The following is a 1,330-nucleotide window of genomic DNA, read 5'->3' as shown; positions in this document are numbered from 1 at the left end:
CATGTGTGAATGACACGACTTCGGTGGTGTACTTGAGCCCCGCTACATTGTCGGCGCGGAATCACTTGACCAGTGAGCTATTACGCACTCTTTCAAGGGTGGCTGCTTCTAAGCCAACCTCCTGGTTGTCTCTGCGACTCCACATCCTTTCCCACTTAGCACACGCTTAGGGACCTTAGTCGGTGTTCTGGGCTGTTTCCCTCTCGACCATGGAGCTTATCCCCCACAGTCTCACTGCCGTGCTCTCACTTACCGGCATTCGGAGTTTGGCTAAGGTCAGTAACCCGGTGAGGCCCATCGCCTATCCAGTGCTCTACCTCCGGCAAGAAACACACGACGCTGCACCTAAATGCATTTCGGGGAGAACCAGCTATCACGGAGTTTGATTGGCCTTTCACCCCTAACCACAGGTCATCCCCCAGGTTTTCAACCCTGGTGGGTTCGGTCCTCCACACGGTCTTACCCGCGCTTCAACCTGCCCATGGCTAGATCACTCCGCTTCGGGTCTTGGGCATGCAACTCAAACGCCCTATTCGGACTCGCTTTCGCTACGGCTACCCCACACGGGTTAACCTCGCTACACACCGCAAACTCGCAGGCTCATTCTTCAAAAGGCACGCAGTCACGGCCCGCCAGCAAGCTGACGAACGACGCTCCCACGGCTTGTAGGCACACGGTTTCAGGTACTATTTCACTCCGCTCCCGCGGTACTTTTCACCATTCCCTCACGGTACTATCCGCTATCGGTCACCAGGGAATATTTAGGCTTAGCGGGTGGTCCCGCCAGATTCACACGGAATTTCTCGGGCTCCGTGCTACTTGGGAAAAGCTCAAGTGAGCCGTACAAGTTTCGTCTACGGGGGTCTTACCCTCTACGCCGGACCTTTCGCATGTCCTTCGACTACCCATACGGTTTCTGACTCACCCGATCGCCGGCAGACGACCGAAGAACTCTCCCACGACCCCGAAGTGGCAACCCCTGCCGGGTCTCACACCACTCCGGTTTAGCCTCATCCGGTTTCGCTCGCCACTACTCCCGGAATCACGGTTGTTTTCTCTTCCTGCGGGTACTGAGATGTTTCACTTCCCCGCGTTCCCTCCACATACCCTATGTGTTCAGGTATGGGTGACAGCCCATGACGACTGCCGGGTTTCCCCATTCGGACACCCCCGGATCAAAGCTCGGTTGACAGCTCCCCGGGGCCTATCGTGGCCTCCCACGTCCTTCATCGGTTCCTGGTGCCAAGGCATCCACCGTGCGCCCTTAAAAACTTGGCCACAGATGCTCGCGTCCACTGTGCAGTTCTCAAACAACGACCAGACACCCACC

The 1,330-nt window shown here is 56.9% G+C and carries 1 rRNA gene; it reads right to left on the bottom strand.

Annotated elements, in window-relative coordinates:
* Nucleotides 1-1,278 (bottom strand): 23S ribosomal RNA (locus ABT014_RS34500); the annotation flags it as partial.
* Nucleotides 1,279-1,330: the final 52 nt, after the last annotated feature.

This window comes from Kitasatospora sp. NPDC094015, assembly GCF_040304075.1.
GTDB lineage: Bacteria > Actinomycetota > Actinomycetes > Streptomycetales > Streptomycetaceae > Kitasatospora.
The sequence above is the reverse complement of the archived record's forward strand: the minus strand, read 5'-3'. Positions and strand labels throughout refer to the sequence as shown.